The sequence below is a fragment of the Streptomyces sp. LUP30 genome, assembly GCF_001746365.1.
GTDB lineage: Bacteria > Actinomycetota > Actinomycetes > Streptomycetales > Streptomycetaceae > Streptomyces.
Genome location: NZ_MJAJ01000033.1, coordinates 1 through 21,805, shown reverse-complemented (window position 1 = coordinate 21,805; position 21,805 = coordinate 1). Strand labels below are relative to the sequence as shown.

Below are 21,805 nucleotides of genomic sequence, written 5' to 3'. Positions count from 1 at the left end.
GGCAAGAGGTATTTTCCCAAAGGGGCAGATAACCGGTCCGGCGCTCGATCGCACCCGCCGGACCGGGCCGGAGAAATGCTTTCCCAGCCTATCGGGACGGGAAAGGGTGCTGTTATCTTCGGTTTATGAGCGATGAATTCCAGGAAATGCCCGAGGACTGGACCCGCGCCCTCGCCGTGGTGGCGCACCCCGACGACATGGAATTCGGCGCCGCGGGCGCCGTGGCGCGCTGGACCGCGGCCGGGAAGTCGGTCGCCTACCTGGTGGCCAGCCGGGGCGAGGCCGGCATCGACTCGATGGCGCCGGAGAAGGCCGCCGAGGTCCGCGAGGCGGAACAGCGGGCCGGCGCGGCGGCCGTGGGGGCGAGCGGAGTGGAGTTCCTCGACCATCCCGACGGCCGCATCGAATACTCGGCCGAGCTGCGCCGCGAGTTCGCCGCCGCGATCCGCCGCCACCGTCCCGAACTGGTGCTCGGCTTCTGCCACCACGACCACACCTCGACGGGACGCTGGAACTCGCCGGACCACCGCAACACCGGCCGCGCCCTGCTCGACGCGGTCGGCGACGCGGCCAACCGCTGGATCTTCCCCGACGACGGGCCGGGTCCCTGGCAGGGCGTGCGCTACGTGGCGGTCTCCAACTCTCCCCGGCCCACCCACGCCGTCGACGTCACCGACCACATCGACCGGGCGGTGGCCTCCCTGGAAGCCCACGCGAGCTATCTGGCGGCCATGCAGCCCCCGGTCACCGACGTCCGCGGCCCGCTGCTGGGCCTGGCCCGGGCGATGGGGGCCCGCTTCGGAGGCCGGCCGGCGATCGCCTTCGAACTGATACCGCGCTGACCGGTACCGCGCTGACCGGTACCGCGCCGACCGGTACCGGGCCCTGCGTCGGGGGCCGGGGACGAGGGGGCGCCCGCCCCGTCGTCCCCGGCCCCGGGCACGGTCGCCGACGGCTCAGCCCCTGACGTACACGCTCCGGTGCACGTGCCACTGCTGCAGCCGGGGGCGATCCACATCGGGCAGGGCGCGCAGAGCGGACAGCGCGGGCTCGACGACCCGGGCCCAGGTCTCGTCGTCCACGTTCCACAGATACGGCGGGAGACGGCGTTCGATGCTCTCCAGGAGCTGACGGGGGGTCGTGGCCCGTTCGTAGTCCGGGTCGAACCGGTGCCGCAGCCGCTGCAGGCCCGCCTCCCGCGCGGCCGCGTCGAGGCGCTCGGGGGTGTCGGGGCGCGGCGGTTGCAGCACCGCCAGCCGGTCCAGTACGGCGACCAGCTCGTCCGGGGCGGCCTTGGGGTCCCCGTGCACCGCGAGCAGCCGCCCCCCGGGGCGCAGCACCCGCGCCGTCTCGCGCAGCGCCCGGGGCATGTCGCCGACCAGGTGCAGGACGTGGGTGAACACCAGGTTGTCGAAGGTGCCGTCGGCGAACGGCAGAGCCCGCGCGTCCCCGGCGGTGACCCGCCCCGGGAGTCGTTCGGCGGCCCGCGTCAGCATCGGCAGGGACACGTCGACGCCGTACACCTCGTGGCCGAGCTCGGCCAGCCCCGTCGCCACGATGCCGGTGCCGACGCCCACCTCCAGTACCGTGCCCGGAGTCAGGTCCCCGGCCAGTTGTGCCGCGGCCTGCCTGCCGCGTTCCATTCCGCCCCGCATCCGGTCGTAGTCGTCCGCGACCCGGTCGAAGGCCTTGGCCTCGGTCACCGCGCAGTCCCTTCCATGTCGATGTGCCAGGTGATCTCCGCGTACCGCACGAGGTCGGCGACCTCCTCCGGCGCGCGGACGAACTCCGTGATCAGCTCCGCCACCAGTGCGGGGCGGTCGTGCGGCGCGTAGTGACCGGCGACGGCCAGCTCGGCGTACCGCGCGTGCGGGAAGCACCGGGCGGCCTCGCGGGCCCGGATCGGGGAGGAGATGCCGTCGAACTCCGACGACACGAACAACGCCGGCACGCCCACCCGCGGCGCCTGGGCCGCCGAGTCGAGCCGCCAGAGGTCCACGAGCTGACGGGCGTACCGCACGAGCACCTCGGCGTCCCGGAAGGGCCGCCGCACCTCGTCGGCGAGCGCCTGGCTCAACACCCCGAGCACCCCCGCGTCCGGGGCTCCGGGACTGCCCCTGCCGCCCGCCGCGCCCGGCGCCAGCAGGTCCAGCATCCGGGTGGCCTTGTGCGGCCTGCGGTCCAGTGCGCGGCACACCGCCGCGAGGTCGGACTCGTACTTGGTGTCCATGCCGTCCCAGCGGCCGTTCTGCCGGAACGTGGCGTTCAGGAACACGAGGGAGGCGACGGCTCGGGGGCTGTGCTGCTGGAAGGCCGTGGCGATCTTGGCGCCGGTGCACCAGCCGATCAGATGGGCGCGCTCGGCGCCGACGGCCTCCAGCACCGCGTTCATGTCGTCGAGCTGGTGCCGGATCCCCCAGGCCGGATCCTCCCGCTCGGTGCCGCGGACCTGCCAGGTGACGAGGCGATGGTGCGGGGCCAGGTGCGCACACAGCCGCGTCAGGAAGCCGGGGCCCTGCCCGAGCGCGTTCAGCACCAGAAGGGGCGGGCCCTCGCCGGCGCCGCCCTCGAACAGCACGAGCGGCCGCCCGGCGACTTCCAGCACCCGGCGCCGCAGAGCCGTCTCGCCCCGCGCCGTGTCCGGCGGCGACCGATGGGCCCGGACCGCGCCGAACAGCTCCCACTGGTCGGCGGCGGAGAGCGGAGGGGGCGGGGCGTCCGCCGTCGCGGGACCGGCTTGCGGCGCAGGTGCCGATGTCGTGGCGGAGTGGCTCCGGGAGTGCGGCGCCGCGTCGGCGGCTACCGTGCGGGCCGCCGGTGACGCGTTCTCGGCGTCGGTCCGGGTCGTCACGGACCCCGCCGCGTCGGAGTCGGACCGGGCCGCACCCGGCGGAGGCGTGCCCGTGGACGCCGGCGCCGCGTTGCGCAGCCGCACCGCCTGGCGGAGCACGTCGCGCAGCCGGAGGTCGAGAAGACGGTCGGCGGCGCCGAAGTCCTCCCGGTCCGGTACCGGGCGTACGTCGATGCCGTGCACCGCCCCGGCCCGGGCGAGCACGTCGGCCAGCGGGACCGGGGCGGGCCGGGGCACCGTCGCGAAGCCGTCGGGCAGTTCGCCGGTGCCGCCGGCCCGCCAGAGTTCCCCCGCGGCCTGTTCCGCGGTCAGCAGGGTCAGGCCCAGTCCCGCCACGCCGGCCACCCGCAGCGGATGCCGCTCGAACCAGTCCGGCACGCGGTCCTCGATCTCGGTCCGCACCGAGTGCAGGGCCCACAGCAGCCGGTGCGCACCCGGCGGGCACTCACCCAGAACCGACGCCCGGGCGTCCATGGCCGGCGGCGTGCGCAGCACCCGCCAGGGCACCCCGGCGTCCAGGCACGTCTCCACCGTCAGGCGTTCCAGGTCCCGGTACGAGCGGCGCGCCGGGCCCTCGTCCGCTGTCGTGTCCGGGCCCACGTGCACGTACCGGCTCGCCCCGAGGCCCGGCAGCGCGGCGAGCAGCGTCCCGGCCAGCGCCGAGTCCGCGCGCGCCCCACGGGCCGGGGAACGGTCCCAGCCCGGCGCCACGCACCACACCTGGTCCGCCGTCCAGGCCTTCAGTTCGCGGGCGACGGCGTCCGGCTCGACGCACACCACCGTCAGCCGCTTCCCGCCGGGGGCGTCGTGCGGCGGCCTCGCCGAAGCGCCGGCCGTGGGCGGCCCCTGACCGGCCGGGGTCCGTTCACCGGCGGCGCACCGCGTCACGAACGCGGCCAGCCCGTGCCGGTCCGGCGCCGGCGCCCCGGGGCGGGACCCCGGGGCGGACAGCAGCACCACGTCGGCGCCCGCGGCGGAGTCCGTGGCCGACAGGCAGCGGGCGGCCAGCCGGCCGGCGAGGAGCGGTGACGTACCGGCGATCAGCACACGCTGCGGCATGCGTAACGTCCTCCCGTGCCGGCGGGCGACGCCGGCGGGTGATTCCCGGGGACTCGAAACGAAATTGAAGACCCCCGATGTTCCGCTCTATACGGGCCGTAATTCTGCTCAATAGTGCGCACGCCGAAAAAGTACCCGGAGGCCCTTGCGGCGGCGGAAATTCCGTCGTTAGCATCCCCGCGGCCGGATTTTCTCCCGACCGGGCCCGCACGCTCTTTCCGCGACGTTCCCCGGAACCCTCCGAGCGCGTGCACTCCGACACCGCTCACCCGGCATACCGGCACCACCCCGGCGACGACGAGAAGGACGAGGCGCACCGTGGCGACGAACTGGGACGAGACCTACGAGAAGCTGGTCAGGGCCGCACTCACCGACTACCCCCCGACCGCCCCGCTGCGCGCCGACGTCCCGCTGCCCGCGCACGGCCTGGACTCCCTCGGCATGGTCGGCCTCTCCGCCCGTCTGGAGGACGCCTACGACATCGAGTTCCCCGACGGAGCCCTCGTGCCGGCCAGCTTCGCCACCCCGGCCGACCTGTGGCGCGTGGTCAGCGGCTGTCTGGCGAACCGGTGACGGGCGGTGAGCCGGGCGCCCGGCCGCGCTCCGCCAGGATGCTGCACGAGTGGTTCGCCGACGGCCTCGCCCGCAACCCCGACGGCCCCGCCCTGCGCATCCTCGACCGCAGCTGGACCTACGCCGAGGCGGACGCCGTCGCCCGCACCTGGGCCGCCGCCGTCGGCACCGCCGGTGAACCCGCCGCTCCCGTCGCCGTGCTCGCCTCGAAGACCCCCGAGGCGTACCTCGGCCTGCTCGCGGCCCTCTACGCCGACGCCCCCGCCGTGCCGCTGAACCCGGAGAACCCGGTGGCCCGCAACGCCGCCGTGCTGCGGGCCGCGGGCTGCGGCGCCGTGATCGCCGCCCCGGACGCCGTCGGACAGGTGGCGCGGCTCGTGCAGTCCGCGCCCGTCCACGTCGTACTGGCGCCGAGCACGGATCGTGCGGTTCTGCCCGCGAAGCTGCCCAGCGCCGTCGGCGGCGCCCGCGTCCTGACGGCGGGCGACCTCTCCGAGCCCGGCCGCGCCACCGCCTGGCAGCCGCCTGCCGGGACGCCCGACGACATCGCCTACATCCTCTTCACCTCCGGCTCGACCGGCACCCCCAAGGGCGTCCCGGTCAGCCACGGCAACGTGTCGGCGTTCCTGGCCGCCTCGCTCTCCCGCTACGCCGTGCGCCCCGAGGACCGGTTCAGCCAGGTCCACGAGACCACCTTCGACCTGGCGATGTGCGACATCTTCCCGGCCTGGGCCGGCGGCGCCTGTGTGTGCGTGCTGTCCCGCCTGCAGGCTCTGGACCCGGCACGCTGGGTCCGCCGGTACGGGCTGACGGTCTGGCACAGCACCCCCAGCCTCGCGCGCGGCCTGCAACGCGCCGACCGGCTCGCTCCCGGCAGTCTCGCCGGGCTGCGCCAGTCCGTGTTCGCCGGTGAGCCCCTGCTGGTGGACACGGCACGCTACTGGCAGCGCGCCGCGCCCGACGGCGTCCTCGACAACATCTACGGCCCCACCGAACTGACCATCGCCTGCACCGCGTTCCGCTGGCATCCGGACCAGGACCTGTCCGATCCGCGCTACGGCGCCACCGTCCCCATCGGTGACCCGAACGCCGGCATGGAGGCGATGCTCCTCGCCCCGGACGGCGCACCCCCCGACGGCGCCGGCGAACTCGTCATGACCGGGCCCCAGATGTTCCGCGGCTACCTCGACCCGGCCCAGGACGCGGACCGGTTCCTGCACCACGGCGGCCGGCGCTGGTACCGCACCGGGGACCAGGTGCGCGCCACCGCGCACGGCTGGGTCCACCTCGGCCGCAAGGACGCCCAGGTGAAGATCAACGGCTACCGGGTGGAGGTCGGCGAGGTGGAGGCCGCCCTGCGCGAGGCCTCCGGCGCCGAGGCCGTCGCGTTCGCCCTCGACGCACCCGGCGGCGCCCGTCTCGCGGCCTATGTGCTGGGCGATCCCGAGCCCGACACCGCGAGGCTGGCCGAACGGCTGGCCGAGCGTCTGCCGCCCTACATGCTGCCCCGCCACCTGTGGTGGCTGCCCGACGCACCGCTGAACGCCCATGGGAAGACGGACCGGACCCTGCTGCGCGAGGACGCCGTCCGCCGGCTCGGACACGAGGGGGAAGCCACGCCGTGAACGACCCGATCGAGTGTCACCTCTCGCTGCCGCACGACGACTTCATCATGCAGAACCACCGCATCCACCAGGTGTCGGTGATGCCGGGCGCGACCTTCCTCGACATCGTGTACCGGATCCTGCGCGCACAGGACCTGGACGTCGAGCGCGCGGTGCTGCGGGACGTGCTCTTCGCCGAGCCCATCGCCACCGCCCCGGGACGCGACCTCACCGTCCGCATCACGATCGGCGCCCCCGACGCCGCCGGCGCCCGCCCCGTGGAGGCGGCCGGCGCGGTCATGGCGCCGGGCACGGACCCGGCGGCGGCGCCCGACGGCATCCGGTGGCGGCCGCACTTCTCGGCCCGCCTGGAGTTCACCGACGAACCACCGCCGCCTCCGATCGACCCGCGCGCCCTGCTCACCCGCGCCGAGCCGACCCGGGACATGGCCGAGCTGTACCGGCAGGCCAGGGCGGAGGACATCGAGCACGGCCCGCCCATGATGGGCTTCGGCCGGCTCCACCGCCTCGACACGGGCGGCCTGCTGGCCCGCCTCGAACTGGACCCCGGCTCCCGGGACCTGGAGAGCGCCTTCCACCTGCACCCGGCGAAGCTCGACGCCGCCACCCTCGTCGCCTTCGGCCACCGGACCCCGCCCGGACCCGACCCGTTCATCCCCGTCCACATCGCCGAGTTCCGCGCCCCGCGCGCGGTGACCGGACCCTGCTGGGTGCACGTTCCCACGCCGGAGACCGTCGCCGCCTCCGGCGACCTGATGCACAACGACTGCCTGATCCACGACGAACAGGGCCGCTTCGTCGCCAAGTTCACCAAGCTGAGCTGCAAGCGGGTACGGCACGCCGGACTCATCACACGGCTGCTGGACACCACGGCCGCGCCGCACGAGCAGACCCCGCCGCACAAGCAGACCCCGGTGACCGCCCGCGCCGACCACGGGCCGGCCCCCGCGGACACGACGGGCGGCGACACCGAGCAGCGGCTCGTCACCCACATCCGCACCCTCGTCGGCGGCCTGCTGGGCCGGGCCCCGGACACCGTGGACCCCCGCCGGGGATTCTACGAACTCGGCCTCGACTCGGTCGCGTTGCTCTCACTGAGCGCCGAACTGGAGGAGGCAGTCGAAGGCCGCCTCTACCCGACGCTGCTCTTCGAGCACCCGGACGTCGCCTCCGTCGCCCGCCACCTGGCCCAGCGGCACACCATCACACTGCCGAACGGCGATCAGGTCGCGGCGGCGCCGAGCCTCTCGGCGGACGCCGCCGCCGAGGAACCGCCGCCGGAGCCCGGCGCCCGGCCCGGCCTCTACACCCCCCGCTGGGTCCCGCTGGCCACGACCCGCGCCCCGGGAACGCCGGGCGACCTGCTCGTCGTCACCAGCGACCCCGCGCTGCCCGAGGCGCTGCGCCACCGCGCCGCCCCGGGACGGCGCACGGTGCACGTGCTGCCGGCCTTCGCCTACGAGCGGACCGGGCCCGACACCTGGCACCTGCCCACCGGCAGCCGCGCCGACTTCGCCCGCCTGCTGGACGAACTCGCCGCCGAGGGCGCCACCCCGACGGTCCTCGCCGTCTGCCCCGCACCCGCGCCCGGCCCCTCCGCCGACGCCGCCGACGGATACGACGTCGTCTGGGCGCTCGCCGGCGCACTGGCCGGCAGAGCGGCCGACGCCCCCCGCGAGCTCCGCTTCCTGTTCCGCGCCGAGCACGAGGACGCCGCCCCGCAGCACAGCGCGGTCGGCGCCCTGGCTCGCGGCATCACCGCGGAGAACCCGGCCCTGCGCTGCCGCAGCACGCTCGTCGTCGGCGCGCCGGACGCCGGGGAACTCGCCGGCATCCTGCTGGCCGAAGCGGCCGACGGCGGCGAGGACAGCGAGAGCAGGCACCGCGACGGCGAGCGCCATGTGCGCCGCCTCGCCCCCCACACCCTCGACGGCCCGGACACCTCCGCACTGCCGCGGGACGCCGTCTGCCTGATCACCGGCGGAGCGGGCGGAATCGGCTCGCACCTCGCCGAACACCTGGCCGGCACCCGCGGGGCCCGCCTGGTGCTGTGCGGGACACGGCCGCTCGACGCCACGGTCGCCGCCCTCCTCGACCGCTGCGCCGCACGGGGCGGCGAGGCACACTACGTGCAGGCGGACGTCTCCCGCCGCCAGGACGCCGAGGCCGTCGCCGCCCGGTGCCGAGAGCTGTACGGCCGCATCGACGCGGTCCTGCACTGCGCCGGCCGCACCGACGACGCCCTGCACTTCCGCCGTGACCCCGCCGGGACGCGCGCCGTACTGGCCCCGAAGCTGGCGGGCACCCTGCACCTCGACCGGGCCACCGCCCCCAGCGACCCGGCCCTGTTCGTGCTGTTCTCCTCGCTGTCCGGGGTGCTGCCCCACACCGGCCAGTGCGCGTACGGCTACGCCAACGCCTTCCTCGACGCCTTCGCCGGCCACCGCGCGGCCGACCCGGCCCGCACCGGACGCACCCTGTCCCTCGCCTGGCCCTACTGGGCCGAGGGCGGCATGCGCGCCGACGCCGCCGCGCTCGCCCGCTCCGCCGAGTCCGGAATGCGACCCCTGCCCACCCGGGCCGCGCTGGACCTGCTGGACCGCTGCCTGGCCCATCCCGGCACCCCGGCCCGGCTGGTCGCCGTGCACACCGTCGGGAGCCCGGCCGGACCGCTGACGACGGGACTGTTCACACCCGTGGCCGACCATGCGATCGCCGACGCCCCCGCCGTCCGGCGGAACGCCCGGACGGCCCCCGAACCCATCGCGGTCGTCGGTGTCGCCGGGCGTTACCCCGGGGCCGCCGACCTGGACGCCTTCTGGTCCAACCTGGCCGCCGGCCGGGACTGTGTCACCGAGGTGCCGCCGGACCGCTGGGACCACGACGCGCTCTTCGACCCCGAGCCCGGCCGGCCCGGCCGCACCTACGGCCGCTGGGGCGGCTTCCTGACCGGCATGGACCGCTTCGACCCGCTCTTCTTCGGCATCTCCCGCCGGGAGGCCGAGCGCATGGACCCCCAGGAACGGCTGTTCCTGACCATCGCCTGGCAGACGCTCGAGGACGCCGGGTATCCGCCGCAGTCCCTCACCGCCGAACAGGTCGGCGTCTTCGCCGGCGTCATGTGGAACCACTTCCAGTTCGTGTCGGACCCCGACGACGAGACCGCCCCGGTGGCCCTGCACTCCTCCGTCGCCAACCGCGTCTCCTACACCTTCGACCTCCACGGCCCCAGCATCGCCGTCGACACCGCGTGCTCCTCGTCGCTGACGGCGGTGCAGCTCGCGGTGGAGAGCCTGCGCCGCGGCGAGAGCACCTTCGCGCTGGCCGGCGGCGTCAACGTCATGCCGCACCCGCAGAAGTACCTCCAACTCGCCCGGGGCCGCTGGCTGTCACGCGACGGACGGTGCCGCGCCTTCGGCGAGGGCGGCACCGGGTACGTGCCCGGCGAGGGCGTCGGGGCGGTACTCCTCAAGCCCCTGGACCGGGCCCTCGCCGACGGCGACCACGTGCACGCCGTCATCCGCTCCGCCCGCCTCAACCACAGCGGCCGCACCAGCGGGTTCACGGTGCCCAGCCCGACCGCGCAGGCCGCGCTCGTCGCCGACGCGGTCCGCGAGTCCGGCGCCGACGTGCGCGCCCTCGGCTACGTCGAGGCCCACGGCACCGGCACCTCGCTCGGCGACCCGATCGAACTGGAGGGACTGCGCACGGCGTTGGCCGCCTTCACCCCCGGCCCCGAACATGTGGCCATCGGGTCGGTGAAGACCAACATCGGTCATCTGGAGAGCGCGGCCGGCATCGCCGGGCTCACCAAGGTGCTCCTGCAGTTCCGGCATGCCGCCCTGGCGCCCTCGCTGCACGCCGACACGCTCAACCGGCACCTCGACTTCGGCGACGGCAGGCTGGCGGTGCAGCGCAGTGCCGCGCCGTGGCCGCGCCCGTCCGGCGGCCGGCGGCTGGCCGGGCTCAGTTCCTTCGGCGCGGGCGGCTCCAACGCCCATCTGGTGCTGGAGGAGCCGCCCGAGGTCCCGGCCCGTGCCGCGCCGCGCGGCCCCCGGCTGTTCGTGCTGTCCGCCAAGGACGACGAGGCCCTGCGGGAGCGGGCGTCAGCCCTGCTCGCCGTTCTCACCCCGGACGAGGAACGGCCCCCTGGCGTCGTCACGGAGGAGCCCGCGCTGATGCGCTCCCTCGTCGCCCGGCGCCTCGCGGTGCCGGAGACGTCCTTCGGCGGCGGTGAGACCTTCGAGGACCTCGGTCTGGACCCCGCCGCCCTCCTCGCCCTGGCCCACGACCTGGCCGCACACACCGGGCCCGAACAGACGGACGCCGCCGAGGAGTTCGCGGCGGCGGTGCACTCCGGGACCACCCTGGACGAAGCCGCCGGAACCTGGGCCGGCCTGGCCGCGGCGGCGGCCCGCACGGGCGGGCACGGCCTGCCGAGACTCGACGATCTCGCCCACACGCTCCGGGTGGGCCGTCCCGCGATGCAGGTCCGGTTCGCGGTCGTCGCCGACAGCGTCCCGGAGCTGCGGGCGGCGCTGGAGCGCCTGGTGAAGGGCGCCGAACCGGGACCGCGCGCCTACCGGGGGACCGCGTCGAGCGACGCGCCGCCCGCCCGTGCGGCGAAGGACACCGGATCCTCCCTTGAGGACCGCGCGCGCCGCTGGGTCACGGGCGAGAGCGACGAGGCCGACAGGCCCGAGCCGGACACGGCGGACGGCCCCCGTCCCCGCCGCGTCCCGCTGCCCGGCTACCCCTTCCGCGAGGAGCGCTGCTGGCCCGGCGGTTGGGCCGGGAGGACGGCCACGGACCGGGAAGCAGCACCGGCCTCCGCACCCGTCACCGTCGCCGTCGGCGATCCGACCCCGACGCCCACCCCGGCCTCGGCCCCGGCTCAAGCCCAAGCCCAAGCCCCGGCCTCGGCCCCGGCTCAAGCCCAAGCCCAAGCCCCGACCCCGACCCCGGCCGAAGACCCGGCCCCTGCCTCCGCCTCCGCCCAAGCCCCGGTCCCGGGCATTCCCGGCGCGCCCGCCTCCGCACCCCCCAGTCGCGACGACGGTGCCGAACTCGTCGTCCTGGACGGCGGGATCGGTCTGATCCGCATGCACTCGCCCATGTTCACGGAGCGGTTGCTGCGCGACCTGCGCGAGGCCTTCGACACGGTCTCCGCGCGCACCGACGTCAAGGCCGTGATCGTCACCGGCTCCGACGGCGTGTTCAGCATGGGCGGCACGGCCGAGGCCCTGGAGACGCTGGCGGACGGCGACGGGCGCTTCACCGACCAGGCGTTCGTGTACGAGGGACTGCTGCGCTGCGACCGGCCCGTGGTCGCCGCGATCGACGGACACGCCTCCGGCGGCGGACTCGCCTTCGGGCTGTACGCCGACGTGGTGCTGCTGGCCGAGGAGAGCGTCTACAGCGCCAACTTCGTCACCTACGGTTTCACCCCCGGCATGGGGGCGACCTATGTCCTGGAACGCCGGTTCGGCTCGGCGCTCGCGGACGAGATGATGCTCACCGGCAGGTCCCTGACCGGCGCCGAACTGCACCGCCACGGCGCCATGGTGACGGTCCTGCCGGGCCACGAGGTGCTGCCGGCCGCGCTGGACCGCGCCCGAGCCCTCGCGACCCGGCCGGAGGGCGCCGTGCGCCGGCTCAAGCAGGAGCTGGCCGGCCGGGTCCTGGCCCGGCTGGACGAGGTGGTCGGGCGCGAGGTCAGGATGCACGAGGAGGTGCTCGGAACCGAGGCCCGCGACCGGGTCAGGGGCCACTTCGCCCGGGTGGAGGCGTTCCGGGGGGCCGGGAGCGCCACGGCGAAGGAGCCGGAGCCCGCGCTCCCGCCGGAGGTGACGCCGGTGCCGGAAGCCGAATCCGGACCTTTCGAGGCACAGGTGCGGGCGGACGTCGTCGCATCACTGGCCCAGGTGCTCTACCTGCGTCCGGAGGAGATCGACGACGAGCGGACCTTCGCCGAGATGGGACTGGACTCGATCGGCGCGGTCGAGGTCGTCCGCGGCCTCAACGAGCGGCACGGCGCCGGTCTGGAGGCCGTCGCGGTCTACGACCACCCGACCGTGCCCGCGATGACGGCCGCTCTCATGACGGCCCGCCACCGGACGGCCGCCCTGCACCGGGCGGCCCTCGCCCCCGGGGCGCCGGCTGACGCCGGCCCCCGGGACACCGTCCCCGCGGGGACGGACCCTTCCGGTGGCGCCGCCGAGGCGAGCCCCGGAGCGTCCGGCGACCCCGGCGCCCCGCGCACCGCCACCGCTCCGGCCCCCGCGCCGCAGCCCGCCCCCTCACCCGCCGCCTCGCGCACCCCGGCGAGCAAGCCCGCGCCCCGCCCGCCGGCGCCGATGCCGGTCGGCACTGCCGGGTCCGCCGCGTCCACCCCCTCGGCCGGCCTGGTGACCCTGCGCCCGGTACCGCGCCGTACCCCGGCCACGACGAAGGCCGTACCCGGCGAGGAGGAGCAGAGCTCCGATCCCGACCCCGAACCGGCCGGCTCGCCGGGCGAACCGGAGGTCGGCGCCGCCGACATCGCCGTGATCGGCATGTCCGGCCGCTTCCCGGGAGCCGACGACCTCGACGCCTTCTGGCGGAACCTGGACGCCGGGCGCAGCGAGATCGCCGAGGTCCCGCCGGAGCGCTGGGACGTGGGCCGCTGGTACGACCCGGACCGGTCCGTCGCCGACCGCACCGACAGCAGGTGGGCCGCCCTGATCCGCGGGGTGGACGAGTTCGACCCGGGATTCTTCCGGCTCTCGCCGCTGGAGGCGGAGGCCATGGACCCGCAGCAGCGCCTCTTCCTCCAGGAGGCGTGGAAGGCGCTGGAGGACGCCGGTCACGGCGCGGGCGGCACCGACCGGCCGAACGAGCGCGGCACCCGCGACTGCGGGGTGTTCGTGGGCTGCGGCGCCGGCGACTACCAGGACCTCCTGGCGGCGGCCGGACAGGCCGACACCGGGCACGCCTTCCTCGGCTCCTCGCCGTCCGTGCTGGCCGCGCGCATCTCCTACTTCCTCGACCTGACCGGCCCCACCCTGGCCGTCGACACCGCCTGTTCCTCCTCCCTCACCGCCGTCCACCTGGCCTGCGAGAGCCTGCGCCGCGGTGAGTGCCGCACGGCCCTCGCCGGCGGCGTCGCCCTGATGCTCACTCCGCGCCTGCACATCCGCTGCAGCAACGCCGGAATGCTGTCCCCGACCGGCACCAGCGCCCCCTTCGACGCGCGCGCCGACGGCATCGTGCTCGGCGAGGGCGTCGGCGTGGTCGTACTGAAGCCGCTGGCCCAGGCAGTGGCGGACGGTGACCACATCCACGGCGTCATCAAGGCCACCGGCGTCAACGGCGACGGCCGCACCAACGGCATGACCGCGCCCAGCGCCGCCGCCCAGACCGAACTGCTGCGCCGTGTGCACCGCGCGGCCGGCGTCACCGGCGCGGACATCGGGCTCGTCGAGGCCCACGGCACCGGCACCTCGCTCGGCGACCCCATCGAGGTGAAGGCGCTCCAGGACGCGTTCCGCACCGACGGCGACCTCCCCGCGGAGCCGCCCGTGCTCGGTTCGGTCAAGGCCAACATCGGCCACACCACCATGGCCGCCGGCATCGCCGGGCTGCTGAAGATCCTGCTGGCGCTGCGGCACCGACGGCTCCCGCCCACCCCGCACTTCACCGAGAGCAACCCCGAGATCGACTTCTCCCGGGGCCCCTTCCGCGTTCTCGCCCACACCGACACCTGGCGCCCCGGCCCCACGGGCACGCGGATCGCCACCCTCAGCAGCTTCGGATTCAGCGGCACCAACGCGCACGCCGTCATCGCCGAGGCCCCGGCCCGCAACTCCGCCCCCGACGGAACCGGCCGGGCCTGTCTGATCCCCGTCTCGGCACGCGACCAGGACGCCCTGGAACGGATCGTCACCCGCCTCGCCGACGCCCTCGGCGCCGAGGACGCACCGGCGCCCGCCCTCGCCGACGTCGCCTTCACCCTGGGCGTCGGCCGCACCCACTTCCCACTGCGCGCCGCGTTCGTCGTACGGGACCGCGCCGAGCTCGTCCGCGCCCTGCGCGCGGCCGCGGGCCGCGCGGCGCCGTACACGCACACACCGGCGACCGGCGAGTCCGAACTCCGGCGTCTGGCCGAGTCGTACGTGCACGGCGGCGCCGTCGACTGGGCGGCCCTGCACCCGCCCGGCAGCGCCCGCCGGACGCCGCTGCCCGCCTATCCCTTCGCGCCGGACCGGCACTGGGTGTCCGGCGGCCGACCGGACACCGGCACCCCGCGCCCGCCCGCGGACCCCGGCACGCTGACCCAGGCCCTCGGCCCGCACGACCGCGTCGTGTCCGACCACCGGCTGGCCGGCCGCGCCGTGCTGCCGGGGGTCGCCGGCCTGTCGCTCGCCGTACGCGCCGCCGCGCGGCACGGGATCACCGGGCCCGTGCGCGTCTCGCAGGTGCAGTGGCTGCGCCCGGTCGACGCGGCCGTCGCCCGTGACGTCCGGGTCACGACCGAGGAGCATCCGGCGGGCGGACTGATCTTCGAACTGACGGGCGGCGACGCGGAGCGGACGCCGTGCGCCCGGGGCCGCGTACAGCCCTTCACCGACGAGGGCGGGGCGCCGGGCCGGGTCCCCGTCGGGGAGGTGCGCGACCGCTGTCCCTCCTGGCATCCGGGGGAGGACCTGTACGCCGCCTTCGCCGCCGGAGGTCTCGTCTACGGGCCCGCCTACCAGGCCCTGGAGGGGGTGTGGGCCGGCGCCGACGAGGCGCTCGGCGTGCTGCGCGCCCCGGGCACACCGGTGGGCGAGGAGTCGTCCTGGCCCCTCGACCCGGCCGTCCTGGACGCTGCCCTGCAGACCCTCACCACGCTGGCCCGCGACACCGGCGGCGCCCCGCTCGTCCCCTTCGCGCTGCGGGCGCTGGAGGTGCGGGCCCCGCTGCCGAGGCGCGGCTGCGCCCACGCGACACGGGACGGCGCCACGTTCACCGTACGGGTGACGGACCCCGAGGGCCGCGTGTGCGCGTCCTTCCTGGGCGTGGCGCTGCGGCCGCTGCCGGTGGCGGCCGCAGCGGGTGATCGGGCGTCCGGACCGCCGAAGACCGAGATCCTCGTCCCGCGCCTGCGGGACGCCGGGCCCGTGGACCGGGCGGCGCTCCCGGACGGGCGGACGACCTGGGTGTTCCACACGTCCGCCGCCCGGCCCCTCGCCGAGGCCCTGGCGGGCGCGGGGGAGCCGGTGACCGCGATCGCCCTTCCGGCCGACGGCGCCGCACCGTTCGAGGCGCCCGACGGTGTGCCCGACACGGTCTACTGGCTCGCCCTGCACGACCCCGCCGAGGCCGTGCCCGAACAGGCCCCCGACGCGGCCACGCTGGGCCTGTTCCGGCTGCTGAGGACGCTGCTCGCCCGCGGAGCCGGGAGCCGGCGGCTCACCTTGAAGGTGGCCCTGTGCGGCGCGGTCGCCGACGACGAGCGGGGACCCGCGCAGCCGCACAGCGCCGGTCTGATCGGGCTGACCCGGTCGGCCGCCGCCGAGTACCCCAAGTGGCGTGCGGGCTGTGTCGACCTGCCGCCGCAGCCCTCCTCACCGGCAGAGCAGGCGGACCGGCTGACGGCCGAACCCTGCACGGAACCCCTCGTCGTCCTGCGCGGCGCCCGCCGACTGGTGCGCAGGCTGGCCCCGGCGCCGGCGCGGCAGGCGGCCGCCACGGGCCACACGTTCCGCGACGGCGGTGCGTATGTCGTGATCGGCGGCACGGGAGGCGTCGGCACGGCGCTCGCCCGCCACCTGGCCCGAACCCACCACGCGCGTCTGGTACTGGTCGGCCGCCGCCCGCAGGACGACACCGTGCGTGCGCGGCTGGCCGAACTCGACGCGCTGGGCGGGCAGACCGTCTACGTGCGCGGCGACGTCTCCGATCCGGCCGACGCACGGCGGATCGTCGCCGAGGCACGCGACCGGGTGGGCCGCGTCGACGGTGTCTTCCACAGCGCGCTGGTGCTGCGCGACCGCACGCTCGCGACCATGGACGAGGACGCCTTCCTGAACGTCCTGACGGTGAAGACGAACGGTCTGGTGGCGCTGGCCGCCGCGCTCGAGGACGAGCCGCCCGGTTTCCTGGCCTGCTTCTCCTCGGCGATCTCCTTCACCGACGCACCGGGACAGGCCAACTACGCGGCCGCCAGCACGTTCGAGGACGCCTTCGCCGGGCACCTGCGCGAGCGGTCCTTCCCCGCCCTCGTGGTCAACTGGGGCTTCTGGGGCAGCGTCGGCGCAGTCGCGCAGGAGCACCGCGTCGAGCGGTTCGCCGAGCTCGGCATCGGGTCGCTGGAGCCCGCCGAGGGCATCGAGGCGCTGACCGGCGTCCTCGGGGCCGGCCTCGCCCAGGCGGTCGTCGTGAAGGGCGCCCCGCACGGACTCGCCCTCCTCGGCGCCGAACCGGACGACTCCGCGGACCCCCTGGCGCGGTCCCGCGCCGGATTCGCCGAGCTGGAGCGGCTCGCCGCGACCCTGCTGCGGGCACGGCTGCTCGGCACGGACGGCTCTCCCGACGCCGTCCTGGCACGGTGGACCGGCCGGCATCCCGAGAAGAGCGCCGGCGGGCGGCTGCTCCAGGCCGTCGCGGCCCTGCTGCGCAGGTCCGGACACGACGGCGTCGGCGAGCAGGAGCTGGTCGCTCGCCATCCGGCCATGCGCCCGCACGTCACCCTGCTGCGGCGCTGTGTCGACGCCCTGCCCGAAGTGCTCGACGGCTCCCGCCCGCCCACGGACGTGCTCTTCCCGGGCGGATCCGTGGATCTGGTCGAATCCGTGTACCGGGGGCAGCCGCTGTCCGATCACCACCACCGGCTCATGGCGGCCGAGACCGTGGCCGCCCTGAGGCGCCACCGGCCGGCCGACGGCCCCGCCCGACCGCTGCGGATCCTGGAGATCGGCGCGGGGACGGGGGCGGGCACGACGTTCGTCCTCGACGCTCTCGACGAGGCCCTGCGCGCAACGGACGACCTCCCGCCGGTGTCGTACACCTACACGGACGTCTCGCCCGCCTTCCTCGCACACGGCGAGCGGGAGTTCGGGCCAGGCCGCCCCTACCTGTCCTTCCGCACCCTCGACATCGAACGCCCCTCCGCGGCACAGCACTTCACCCCGCACGGGTACGACCTGGTCCTCGCCACCAACGTGCTGCACGCCACGGCCGACATCGGGCGGACGCTGGCGCATGTGCGCGAGCTGGTGGCGCCCGGGGGCAGCGTGCTGGTCAACGAGGTCACCCGGACCTCCGACTTCCTCACCCTCACCTTCGGACTGACGCCCGGCTGGTGGGCCTTCCAGGACGCGGAGCGCAGGCTCCCGCACGCGCCCCTGCTGGGACCGGACCAGTGGCGCCGGGCGCTGACCGAAAGCGGCTTCGGGCCGGTCCGGACGCTGGGCGCGCCGGGTACTCCCGTGGAGCGCCTGGACCAGTGTGTGTTCGTGGCCGGGGCGGCCTCGGGGCCGGTCGCGGCGGCCGCCGCGACCGACGGCGCCCGGGTGCGCGCGTATGTACGCGATGTCTTCGCCGAGGTGCTGAAGTTCGATCCCGACGCGCTCGCGGACGAGGTCACCTTCGAGAACTACGGGGTCGATTCGCTGGTCAGCCTGCGCATCATCAACCGTTTCGAGGACGACCTCGGGGAACTGCCCGCGACGCTGCTGTTCGAGAAGCTGACGATCGCGCAGCTGGCGGATCACTTCGCCGACGAACACGGTCCCGCCGTCGCCGCGTTGCTCGCCCCGGCGCCCGCGCACCCGCACACGCCGTCCGCCGCGCCGCCGGCCGCGGAGGAGCCGTCCGCCGCGCTGCCGTCCGCCGTTGGCCCGTCGTCCATGTCATCGGCAGGGGGGATGCCGTCCGCGGCGGCTTCGCCCCCCGTGGCGTCGGCCTCCGTGACGCCGCGTCCGGATCCCGTGCCGCCGCCGGCGCCCGCCGCCTCCCGCGACATCGCCGTCATCGGGGTCAGCGGCCGCTACCCGGGCGCACCCGACCTGGACACGTTCTGGACCAACCTCGCCGCCGGCACGGCATCGTTCAGCGAGGTGCCGGCCGAACGCTGGGACTGGCGGCCGACGTTCGACGCCCGTCGCGGCACACCCCAGCACACGTACAGCCGTTGGGGGGCCTTCCTGGACGGCATCGACCGGTTCGACCCCGCGTTCTTCGGCATTCTGGGCCGCGACGCCGCGCACATCGACCCGCAGGAACGCCTGTTCCTGGAGACGGCCTGGAACCTGCTGGAGGAGAACGGCCACCTCGGCCCGGAGACCCACGAGCCGGAAACCGGCGTCTTCGTCGGGGTCATGTACGGCACCTACGGGCAGCTCGCGGCCACCGGCTGGCCGCAGGGCCGGCTGTCCGGCGCGCATTCGGCGCACTGGTCGGTCGCCAACCGGGTGTCGTACTTCTTCGACTTCCAGGGCCCCAGCATCTCCGTGGACAGCGCCTGCTCGTCCTCGCTCACCGCCGTCCACCTGGCCTGCGAGAGCCTGCGGCGCGGCGAGTGCCGTACCGCCGTGGCCGGTGGCGTGAGCCTGATCCTGCACCCCGCCCACCATGTGTCGCTGAGCGCCCTCAACATGCTGTCCGCCGACGGCAGATGCAAGGTGTTCGACGCCGGCGCCGACGGTTTCGTGCCCGGCGAGGGCGTCGGCGCCGTCCTGCTCAAACCGCTCGACCGCGCCGTCGCCGACGGGGACCGGATCTGGGCCGTGATCAAGGGCGGCGCCATGAACGCCGGCGGAAAGACCGGCGGGTACACCGTGCCCAACCCCAACGCGCAGGCCGCCCTGATCCGCCGCGTCCTGGAGAACTCCGGCGTGCCGCCCGAGACCGTGTCGTACGTCGAGTGCCACGGCACCGGCACCGCCCTGGGCGACCCGATCGAGATCGCGGCGCTCGGCAAGGCCCTCGGCGCCGGCCGGCCGCGCCCCTGCCTGGTGGGCTCCGTCAAGTCCAACATCGGGCACCTCGAAGGCGCGGCGGGCATCGCCGGACTGACCAAGCTGCTGCTTCAGTTGCGGCACCGCCGGCTCGCGCCGTGCGCCAACCTCGACCTGGTCAACCCCCGGATCGACTTCGAGGCGACGGCACTGGAACCGGTCCGGTCGCTCACCGAGTGGCCCGCCCGGCCCGACGGCGGCCCGCGCCGGGCCGGCGTCAGCTCGTTCGGCGCGGGCGGCGCCAACACCCACCTGATCCTCGAGGAGTACACCCGGCCGGACGAGACCGCCCCGCGAGCCCCCGGACCTCAGGTCTTCCTGCTGTCGGCGCGGTCTGCCGAACGCCTGCGGGCCTACGCCCGCCGCGTCGCCGACCACCTCGCCACTGCGGGCGGCGCCGCGACCACGCCGGCCTCGCTCGCCCGGACCAGCCAGACCGGCCGCCGCCACTTCCCGGAACGGCTGGCGGTGGTCTGCGCCGACACGGAACGGCTCGCCGTCCTGCTCCGCTCCTACGCCGACACCGGCCGCGCCGAGGACCCCGGCCTCGTCGTCGGCAGGGCCGCCCCCGGCCAGGGCGGCCTGCGCCACGGTCCCGACTCCGCCCTGCTGCGGGACGCCCGCGCGACGGACCCGGCGCCGGCCCTCGCCCGGCTCGCCAGGGGCTGGACCGTCGGGGACGACGTCGACTGGGCCGCTCTGTGGGAGGGGCGCGAGGTACCGCGCGTGCCGTATCCGACGTATCCCTTCGAACGGACGCGGCACTGGCTGGAGACCGGGGTGGCGGACCCGACCATGGGGGGCCCGGCCGCGCAACTCCCCGTCCGGGACGCAGATCCGGGTTCCAGCACCCTGTACCGCCTCGTCCCCGCCCTGGAGCCGTGTCCCCTGGACGCGTCCACGGTGGCTGAGCCCCCTCGCCGGGTCCTGCTGCTCGGGCCGGACTCACCGGTGCGCCGCGCCCTGGCCGACGAGTTCGTCCGCAGGGGCGCCGACTGCCTCCGGCCGGGCGTGGGCGAGCCCGGCACGGACAAGGACGTGCCGCCCACCCCCGACGACCTGCGCCGGTTCGTGGACGGGCTCGCCGAACGCGACCGGCTGCCCGAGGCACTCGTCCTGGCCTGCCCGCCGGACGCCGGACCGCCCGGACCGGACACCGTCGCCGACGACCTCGACGCCGGACCGCACCTGCTCCTGTGGACGGCGGCGGCTCTGCTCGCCCGCGACCGGCGAGTTCGGCTGCGCACGGCAGTGACGCACGGGCCCGCCCGACGGCAGCCGCAGTTCTCCGCGACCGGCGCCCTGCTCAAGTCGCTCGCGCTGGAGCACAGCGGCTGCACCGCGGTGACCATCGGCTTCGAGACGTACGAGGAGGCGGCCGGCGAGAGCGCCACGGCGGCCCGGATCGCGGCCGTCGTCGCCGACGAACTGGAGCGCACCGGCAGCGGCGTCACCGAGCTCCACCACGACCGCGACGGCCGGCGCCGTCTTCGGCTGCTGGCCGAGCGGCCCGCGCCGACCGGGACACCGGACGCGCCGCTGCCGGTCCGCCCCGGCGGCACCTATCTCGTCACCGGCGGCGCGGGCGCCCTCGGCCGGATCCTCGGCGGGTTCCTCGCCGACGCCGATCCCGTCAACCTGGTGCTCGCCGGACGATCGCCGCTCGACGAGGAGATCGAACGGCGCACGGCGCAGCTGTGGCGCGGCGGCAGCACCGTCTGGTACCGGCAGACCGACCTCGGCTCGGCGTCGGACGTCGCCGGACTGATCGCCGACATCCGCACCCGCTACGGCGCCCTGAACGGCATCGTCCACGCGGCCGGTGTGCACCGTGACGCCCGCGCCGTCCTCAAGACCGCCGGGGAGACGGCCGAGGTGTTCGGCCCCAAGGTGGCCGGCACGGTGCTGTTGGACCACGCCACCCGCGACGAGGATCTCGACTTCTACGTCCTGTGCGCCTCGCTGGTGGGGGAGACGGGCAACCTGGGGCAGACCGACTACGCCTACGCCAACGCCTTCCAGCTGGACTTCGCCGAGAGCCGGGAGCGGCTGCGCGAACGCGGCGAGCGTTCGGGACGCACCGTGGCGATCGGCTGGCCCCTGTGGGAGGACGGCGGCATGGACGTCGACGACGCCACCCGCCGGCTGTTCGCCCAGCGCTGGTCGATGACGCCGCTGCGCACCGACACCGGCATCGCGGTCTTTCGCGCCGCCCTGACCGGAACCGACACACGGTGGCTGCCGGTGGAACGGGCCGCGTCCCCGGCCACGCCGGCGGCGGCCCCGCCCGATCCGTCCTACGAAGGCGAAGAGGAGGCACGTACGGACACCACGACCGGCGCGCGACACCCGGACACCGACGCGCTGAGCAGTGCGGTACGGCGTCAACTGCGCGCCTTCACCGCCGAGTTCCTGATGGTCGACCCGGACGAGGTGGACACCTCCGTCGAGCTCATGGACCTCGGCTTCGACTCCATCTCGCTGAGCGAGCTGATCGTCCGCGTCAACGACCACTACGGACTCGAACTGCTGCCGACGGTCCTGTTCGAACACCCCACGCTGGACGACGTCGCCGCCTGTCTGAGCGCGGAGCATCCGGCGCAGGTCGGCGCCGCGCACCGGCCGGGCGGGGAGCCTGCCGCGGAGGCGGGCACCGTACACCCGCCGCCGACGGAGGCGCCCGTGCCCGCGCCGGCGCCCGCGCCCGTCGCGCCCCG

Annotated in this window: 6 protein-coding genes; 4 read left to right on the top strand and 2 right to left on the bottom strand. The window is 75.5% G+C overall.

What is annotated here, in order from left to right:
• Positions 1 to 125: 125 nt before the first annotated feature.
• Positions 126 to 842 (top strand): PIG-L deacetylase family protein, encoded by a 717-nt coding sequence (locus BG482_RS24915; RefSeq protein ID WP_069771363.1) that lies wholly within the window; start codon positions 126 to 128, stop codon positions 840 to 842.
• 114 nt (positions 843 to 956) lie between these two features.
• Here BG482_RS24915 and BG482_RS24910 read toward each other — a convergent pair whose 3' ends face one another.
• Together BG482_RS24910 and BG482_RS24905 are read right to left on the bottom strand one after the other, a co-directional pair.
• Positions 957 to 1,703, bottom strand: coding sequence for a class I SAM-dependent methyltransferase (locus BG482_RS24910; RefSeq protein WP_069771362.1), 747 nt, complete (start codon positions 1,701 to 1,703; stop codon positions 957 to 959).
• On the bottom strand, positions 1,700 to 3,910 hold the full coding sequence (locus tag BG482_RS24905) for an alpha/beta fold hydrolase (RefSeq protein ID WP_069771361.1): 2,211 nt from the start codon (positions 3,908 to 3,910) through the stop codon (positions 1,700 to 1,702). The genes BG482_RS24910 and BG482_RS24905 overlap by 4 nt, the downstream gene beginning before the upstream one ends.
• A gap of 318 nt (positions 3,911 to 4,228) precedes the next feature.
• Between BG482_RS24905 and BG482_RS44105 the strand changes: the two genes are divergently transcribed.
• The 3 genes from BG482_RS44105 to BG482_RS45825 all read left to right on the top strand — a co-directional run.
• A complete protein-coding gene (locus BG482_RS44105) occupies positions 4,229 to 4,483 on the top strand; it encodes an acyl carrier protein (protein WP_069771360.1) in 255 nt (84 codons plus the stop codon).
• Between the two features lie 38 nt (positions 4,484 to 4,521).
• Complete coding sequence (locus BG482_RS24895) at positions 4,522 to 6,108, top strand: AMP-binding protein (RefSeq protein WP_069771359.1); 1,587 nt, start codon at positions 4,522 to 4,524, stop codon at positions 6,106 to 6,108.
• Positions 6,105 to 21,805 (top strand): SDR family NAD(P)-dependent oxidoreductase (locus BG482_RS45825; protein WP_069771358.1); only part of this gene is annotated, 15,701 nt, incomplete at its 3' end. The genes BG482_RS24895 and BG482_RS45825, both read left to right, overlap by 4 nt.